The sequence below is a fragment of the Bradyrhizobium genosp. SA-3 genome (genome assembly GCF_004212635.1).
Taxonomy (GTDB): Bacteria; Pseudomonadota; Alphaproteobacteria; order Rhizobiales; family Xanthobacteraceae; genus Bradyrhizobium.
This window is the reverse complement of record NZ_PSRT01000239.1, coordinates 1-7,033: the sequence shown is the minus strand read 5'-3', so window position 1 is coordinate 7,033 and position 7,033 is coordinate 1. Positions and strand designations below refer to the sequence as shown.

The 7,033-nt window shown below is 59.5% G+C and carries 5 protein-coding genes; 1 reads left to right on the top strand and 4 read right to left on the bottom strand.

Annotated features, from left to right (window positions below; genetic code table 11):
• Window positions 1–259 precede the first annotated feature (259 nt).
• From CWO91_RS40885 to CWO91_RS40875, 3 genes are all read right to left on the bottom strand, one after another.
• Window positions 260–3,457 carry a hypothetical protein gene (locus CWO91_RS40885; RefSeq protein WP_130220974.1) on the bottom strand — a complete coding sequence of 1,066 codons (3,198 nt, stop codon included), beginning with the start codon at window positions 3,455–3,457 and terminating at the stop codon, window positions 260–262.
• Between the two features lie 13 nt (window positions 3,458–3,470).
• Window positions 3,471–3,764 (bottom strand): hypothetical protein, encoded by a 294-nt coding sequence (locus tag CWO91_RS40880; RefSeq protein ID WP_130220973.1) that lies wholly within the window; start codon window positions 3,762–3,764, stop codon window positions 3,471–3,473.
• Window positions 3,765–3,941: 177 nt separating this feature from the next.
• A complete protein-coding gene (locus CWO91_RS40875) occupies window positions 3,942–4,766 on the bottom strand; it encodes a hypothetical protein (RefSeq protein ID WP_165406057.1) in 825 nt (274 codons plus the stop codon).
• A 121-nt stretch (window positions 4,767–4,887) separates the two neighbouring features.
• Between CWO91_RS40875 and CWO91_RS43540 the strand changes: the two genes are divergently transcribed.
• Complete coding sequence (locus CWO91_RS43540; RefSeq protein WP_349643618.1) at window positions 4,888–5,169, top strand: helix-turn-helix transcriptional regulator; 282 nt, start codon at window positions 4,888–4,890, stop codon at window positions 5,167–5,169.
• Between the two features lie 214 nt (window positions 5,170–5,383).
• On the opposite strand, the gene CWO91_RS40865 is transcribed toward CWO91_RS43540, so the two are convergent.
• On the bottom strand, window positions 5,384–7,033 hold a 1,650-nt coding region (locus CWO91_RS40865), incomplete at its 5' end, for a DUF4209 domain-containing protein (RefSeq protein ID WP_208753145.1).

Below are 7,033 nucleotides of genomic sequence, written 5' to 3'. Positions count from 1 at the left end.
TGGGACTGCCTCGAAACGAGCATGACGCGTCCCATCGCCCTGCCCGAGCACAGCGGGGAATCCGCCGCACTCGTTTCGTAATCAGTTCTCGGCTTGGGAAAGGGGAATGTGGGGAATGTTAGAACCGGCGGCTCCGAGAATTTCTCAAAAATTAGCAAGAACTCACGTCCAAAATTCGCGCATTTCCTGCGACGAGGCTGTAAACTTTCCCCTCTTTCCCCTCTTTTCCCTCTTTCCCTCTTGAGGGCGGCATCTCGCGTCAGCTCGACGAAGAAAACGGATCATCGTCACGTTCGCCGGACATCGCCGGCGACCGGCGATCATCAGCCGTCCCACGGATCTCGATCCGGTATAGATTCTGCTGATGACCAGGGACGCGGCGCAGGAAAGCGACGCGGTCTTCGATCCACGTTGGGCGGCCGGTCAAATGCTTCTGGAAGAGCTTGCCGATACCCTGCGCGGTCGCCTTATCGACCGCTTTCTGCGCCAACTCCGCCAATCCGTCCGCAAGCTCAGCGGCATCCTCGTCGGTAGCGAGATTGTAGTCCGAGAGCAGCGATGCCACTGACCGCGCGGTGAACTGCTCCTCACCGAACCGCATCCAAAGCGCGGTCAGGACGCGCGACGTCGTGCTCGCTTCCTCGTCCTGGGCCTCGCCGGCCAAGAGGAGCTTGCCGCAATCGAAGTCAATACCGACCAAGGCTGCCGCGTATTCAACCGGCCATCCGGCCAGATTCCACCAGCTCTTGAAGCGCGTTTTCGCCTGTTGATCACCAGGTCGGTTCTGAATGCCGGTAACCAGAATCAAATAGAGCGCCCGAAGAACACGCGCGCGGTTCGCCTGCGTCCAGCCCACGGGATCGCTGTGCTTGAAATCACGATTCTCCGGATCGGGCCGATCGACGTTCAACGAAAGGATGAACGACCGGCTTGCCATGTCGCCACGAGGCGCGATCGAGTTGCCGGTGAAGACCTGAATGGTCGACGCCGGCACGGTCTCGAAGAGGGAAACGCCCAGCACGCGATCCGAGATCTCGGGCGCAGTGAGGGCGGCTTCGATATGGGGACAGCTGATCGTGGATCCACGACTGATGTTATCCCAGATCAACACACCGACAGCTTGACGCAGATACGAGAACAACGCTTTTTTTCGCTCCTCCGCGTTATCCGACCACGCCGCCGCCGCAGCAGGTCGGCCAAGAATTGCCGCGACAATCATCTGAATCAACGTCGTCTTGCCGCCACCGCGCTGACCTGCCGTGACGAAGAACGCCGGACGCTCGGCGAGCAGCGCGCGCTGCAACAGGGTGATCGCGAGAACAATGACGACGCATTTGCCAGCATCGTCGAGAGCCACATCAACAAGCCATTCATGCATCAGAAATTCCAGCGCCGCGCGAACCTCGTTGTCCGTCGGCCTGCCGGCAGGCAGGCACGCACGATGTGCGGGATCGATGCGATGCACAATGCCAAGAGTCCGATCGAGGCCCTCTCCATCGATCACCTGTCCGGCTGCAGTCACGAGCGGCGCCTGATTGATCGCGCGGACGACGGGCATCTCGCTGTCTGCATAGTCAAAAAGCGCCTTGATGAACGGCAATGGCGTTGCCGCAAAATAGAAGGATCCATCTTTGCGGACCTTTTCCCAGCGGAGATGCTTCTCGATCAGCATCTGCAAGCTGCTCGCCGTCAACTCGGCGATCACCGGCTGGGCCGGCGCCTTCATCAGCTCATCGGCGCGAGCAGTCGCGTTTGCCGAACCGGACGTCAAAAGATGGAGAGCCCATGGCTCCTTTTCGTCGATCCGAACAGGAACACCGTTTGGGTTGCGCATCGGGGGCTCGGGGCTGTCGTCTTTTGCGAGAACATCGTCGATGAAGGTGACCGTCGGCAACAATTCCTCATTTGCGTACGGAAGCGGGCGAACAATGCGGGCATCGGTCGTCGCTTCTGCAGCAAAATTTCGCGCCTGGATCTTTCGCTCAGCGAGCTCGTTCTTCATTCGCGCCTTGACCGTGCGCACGCTCACGCCGGCGGCCTTTGCCACCGACGCAGCAAAGTCGTCGAGCTCGTTCAGCTCGAGCTTCGCTTGAGCGAGAATCGCCATCGCGTGATCTACCATCCCAGCTGCGGTTCCGGCGGTGACGGTCGTCTTTGCTGATGCCAGATCATAACGTAGGGAATAGAACGAACGACCATGAGCAAATGAATGGATCACGAGATCGCCCTCGCGTCCTCGCATGACCATGGCTTTGCCACGCCCGTACGACACGCCCTCGAGCGGATCGGCAAGCGTTTCATTCACGTAACGCTCCGGCGCCGCTAGTACGGCGCCGACGGTGACGCTACCAAGGCGATCGAACTCCAACTCAATGTCCGGATAGAGCACGCCCTGGTGCCGCGCCTTAATCAAACGCAACGCGGTAGCGATCGGCGTGCCTGACCGAGCCGAGACGGCCTTGGCGAGATCTTGGTCGTGCTTGTTCGCGATCTCGGCGGCAGCCTTGCTCAAAGCTCGCTTGCTATCAGCCTTGGCCAGGTTGATCCGGTGCCGGTCGTATTCGGTCGGCGCCGGCACGACGCGGCTGGAGTCGACCGCTTGGCCGTCAAAAACGCGAGGCTCTCGCTTCGAAGAGTTCTGGACGAGCGGCGGGATGAGCAAGGGAGCACCCTCGAAGCACAAGCGCTCGCCAAAGCCCACCATGCGATCCACGATGCTCCGTTCGAGCAAGGCGCCCGAACGGCTGATCATGTGCCAGCCGAATCCATTCAACCAGCATTTATCGTGCAGGTCGTTCAAGAAGCGGTCGATGTCGCCACCGTCAGCAACCAGCAAATAGTGATGTTCGCCATCCGAGCCGGCGATCAGGTCACCGGTGTCGCCGCGAGTCAATCCGGCGCTCGTGCTGGAGCGGCTGACGCGGGCGGCGCGCGCGAGACCAGGAGCGATCTTGAGCAGGCACTCCCACATGCCGCCGCTGGACTCGATCTTGGCTTTGACTTCCGGAGGCATGCCCTTGGTATCAAAATCAATCAAAACCCAAGACGGCACGCCCGACCGATAGTCGATGAAGTCGCGGGTCCGGGCAATGCAACCAAGGCTCTCGTTGATGCGGTCTTTCGTGACGATGTGAACGGGAGCAGCGATGTTCTTCGCCAGCGAGCCCAGCGCGATCGCTTGGTTGGGACGACAAGCGACGATGATGCGAGCGAGCATAGCCGCCGTGGCGGCGAATGCGCGCGCAGCAATGCCCTTGCTCATCCAACATTTCGAGCCGTCGCTGTTCAGCGAGCCGTCGTCGTTCAACGACAGCCGCTTCGACATCAGCGACGGCTCGTCCATTTTCGTGATCAAGGTCAGTTGCGCGCCGGTCAGATCGACCTGACCGCCGACGTCGTCATCGCTTTGCGCGATGTCTTCATCAGTTGACTGCGGAACGATGTCAGTAGTGCTCATTGTCGCGCTGCTGCTACTTGTGCAAACGCGCGTCGGTTTCGCGTTCACGGATCGCGGCGAGCTTCTCCTGGTGGGCCGCGCGATCTTCGGCAACGCGCAGCTCGACAGCACGCTCCAGCTCCTCCGCCGCATTGCGCATCGCGCGGATGAGGTTGGCGAAAAACGTCTGCGACCAACTGTCAGTCGGCGCACAGGTCAGCGCCATACGCGTGATTCGCTCAATGTCGCGGCAGGCACTTCGCATGAAGCGATGCAACGGGATCGGCGGCTTCGGCTTGCGGCCGCCGGGGATGATGGTGAAACCCATGGGGTGGAAACCTCCGCTCTTGCGGGGTCGTCAACCCTGGCATCGTCACCGCGCGGATGACCAAGCCAGGACCGGATGCGACCCCAGTTTCAGATAGAAAAAGCCTCGCCGCGCTGAGTCGACGAGGTTTTCTCATTGAGCCGGAAGGCAGTTCTGCCGTGAAGATTTAGCTAGGGATTATTTGCCCTCCTCATCCAATGCCTTGCTGTTCACCGCTGTTGATGCCTGTTTCAGGAATTCAGACTTCACATAGCCTAGGTGGCCAGCGTTCGGCGGCTTCTCAATCCCGAGCAGCAGGTGCACAGCTCTGAGCGTGTGAATCAGAGGTTGATACTTTTCCAGCGGCTCAACTCCGCACTCACGCAGCAGCGCAAAGATCGTTTCCCACAACACGCGCTCCGAATTCTTCTGCTTGGTTGGCGGCTGTTCCAGCAGTTCACCCAAATCGACGTCGCGTCTCAGCAAGTACCCAACTCTGCTCCAACCGTCGCCGATTGCCAGCAGGAGGCGCCCCCATTTCTCGTTCTCAGGAACCTCGCTTTCATCAAGGTTTGCATCGAAATCATATGGATCCCATGGATTATCGGGCAGATCTCGATACCCTGCGCTGTCGGGCACATCTCGATCAAATGCGGCGTTAAATGCTCTGCGGACGTTCGGTAGCTGCTCCATCCGCCGGTAGACGACGCCTAGTTTAATTTCAAGATCGTCAAGTAGCTCACGAGTCTCTGCAACGGACCGGAACCGCAACACTCTCCAGTACAGGCGCCCAGCCTCTCGGATCCTGTGCTCCACATGGCGAGCCACTTCATCAGCGCGCGTCGGTCGATCGAACAGAGCAGGTTCGGACACAGCTCCCCAATCCGGTCCGACGTAGTCGACTATCGCTTCGAGGGGGCCGAACGCCTTGAGCACAGCGGCCAGGCGTGTTTGCTCTGGATCATCCGGGATCCAATTTGCCGTCGGCCAATCTGAACCATGAGGCATTGGGTTGAGGGACACAATTTCGGCTAGTTAAATCTTCCAACGGAATGCCCGTTGCTCCATTTTGGTTCCGGGTGAAGCGCAGACATTGTCACGACGAGGCAGTTGGCGCGATGCCGCGGGAACACCTGAGATTCGGATGGTAGCTGGAAATCGACACGGAGCCCAATTGGAGGAGGAAGGACCCACAAAATTCCGCCCTCGTCGCATGCTTAGCGAGACTCAGGTGCTGGGGATCATCCCCGTGAGCCGCACCACCCTGTACCGCATGGAAAAATCCGGCCGCTTCCCCAAATCGACCTACATCAGCCCGAACCGGCGCGTCTGGTTTGAGGACGAGATCATTGCTTGGCAGAACGCGGTCGATGAATTCAATCCGCGTCGGGCGCGCGGCAAAGGACGTCGGGCGCGTACGGGTTGATTGGCCGGACACGGAGAACCGGGGGCTTCTGTACTTCTGTTGTGGCGGCTTCCGATGCCCGGCGGTGTGTCAGCAAGCCGCCGGGCGGACGGGACCAGAGCGAACGGTGCTCCTAAGCTGCCGCTCTGGTCCGTCAGGGCGGGCTTTGCTGGCGCATTGAGCCTCACCCGCTCAAACAGAACTTGATCGGCGCGGACGATCCGGGTCGCGCGTCTCAATTCTTGGGTTTTACGCCAAACTCTTTCCACAAGCCCAGCATGAGGAGCGAATGTACAATCAAATTGCCAAGATGCCAGTAGAACTGGCCCGCCTCCATCAAGCCATGAGCGATCTGGTTGCGCAGGTTCATTCCGCGCGGATCGGCATATAGCGCCTGAAGATGTAACGTAACATCGGGACCGAGAGCTTCGGCGACTTTTTCGTTGTACAGAATTTCACCCATTCCGATTGCGACACTCGCTTCAGAAACCACCGGGTGGGCTTTTGTGATCGGCACGCCAAGATCGTCCGCCACCTTACGCAGCGCGTGCTCCACCTGCGGAACGAGCACATGCGCGGCCTTCACATCATCCTCCCGCTCCCAAGCGCGGAGACCTTCCAAGAGCAGGCTCATGTCATCGAACAAGTCGTGCCGGTTGGCCCAACCGGCGAAATGCTCCGGCGCCACCTCGTGTCTTTCGAACAACCGTCGAAAGGCTTGAGCGAGCCATAGCCTGGCAAACTGGAATGCAAAATTAGTCTGATGCATTAGGCGGCCGAACGGGTCGTCTTCCACTGAGCCGATCTTGGCCGCAACGTGGTTGTCGGCCATGATTGTTGCCGGGATATGAGCCATGAGTGGCGCTTCCTTAAGCATCTGTCGTACTTGCTGCTCAAGCTCGGCGCGGCTCAGCAAGAACTCTCGTGCAATGCGCACAAAGGTCGTGGCTAGGTCGTCGACCACAATTAGGTCGAGAAACTTCTCCATATCGTCACGTGGTATTTCGATCTTTCGCTCGAAGGACTGAAGGTTCTCGCCCGCTGCACCGATTTTCTGCTGCATCATTATGCGGGTGCGGTCATGGTCCTCCTTTAGTCCAGCCTTGCGGTACTGGTCGGTGGCCGTTTGCAACAGCGCTGCCGCGAGCATGGGATCTGCGTTGCTTGCAAAATGCTCGAACGACGCGCCGACCGCCTTATGGAGGCGCTTGATGTCGTCGACTTCGCCGAGGCGGCCGTAATACCGGATCAGACGTTCGGCGGCATCTTGGGCTTCGTGGGGGTTGAACTGCGCAGGATCATTGGTGTTAGAACCTGTAGTAACGATGCTCTCCAAGTCGGAGACTAGCTCGGCGCGCTCTACATCAGTGACGCCTGCCTTTCTGTCTTGGAGCAGCCGGTCGACCGTGTACCACCACAAACCACCTTTGTTTTGCATCAGCGATCGATGCACGCCCATCAGTGCAGCTCGCGCTCGATCGGTGCGATCCTTATCCCTGATCAAGACCGCTAGGTCGAGCGCCCGGATTGCAAATCGCACATGCTCGTGGTCCTCGGCCATGCGCTGGATCGCATCAAGGTAGGCATCGATGGCGATCCGGGCGTCGTCGACATCGCGCCGACGCTTTCCGATGAGACCGCTCATCTCCCAAGCGAGATCGGCATAACGTGCCCTCAGGAAGGGATGCTTGAGCGATCTTGCCCGAGCAGCCCAATGGTCGATGGTGGCAGGAGGGGTTCCCGAGATGTCGGGAGAGTAGAACGTTTTTCCGTCCCGGTCGGTGCCTGATCCCATCGGTCCGAAGTAACTGTTCCATGGATTTTCGTGCCCGCCGGTTGACAGTGCGAACGCGAGCACCTCCGCCCATGCCCCGACAGCCTCAGC

Excerpts from the sequence above, each read along its gene's own strand:
- CWO91_RS40885 (WP_130220974.1), bottom strand. The coding sequence starts at position 3,457 with ATGAGCACTACTGACATCGTTCCGCAGTCAACTGATGAAGACATCGCG.
- CWO91_RS40880 (WP_130220973.1), bottom strand. The coding sequence starts at position 3,764 with ATGGGTTTCACCATCATCCCCGGCGGCCGCAAGCCGAAGCCGCCGATC.
- CWO91_RS43540 (WP_349643618.1), top strand. The coding sequence starts at position 4,888 with ATGGTAGCTGGAAATCGACACGGAGCCCAATTGGAGGAGGAAGGACCC.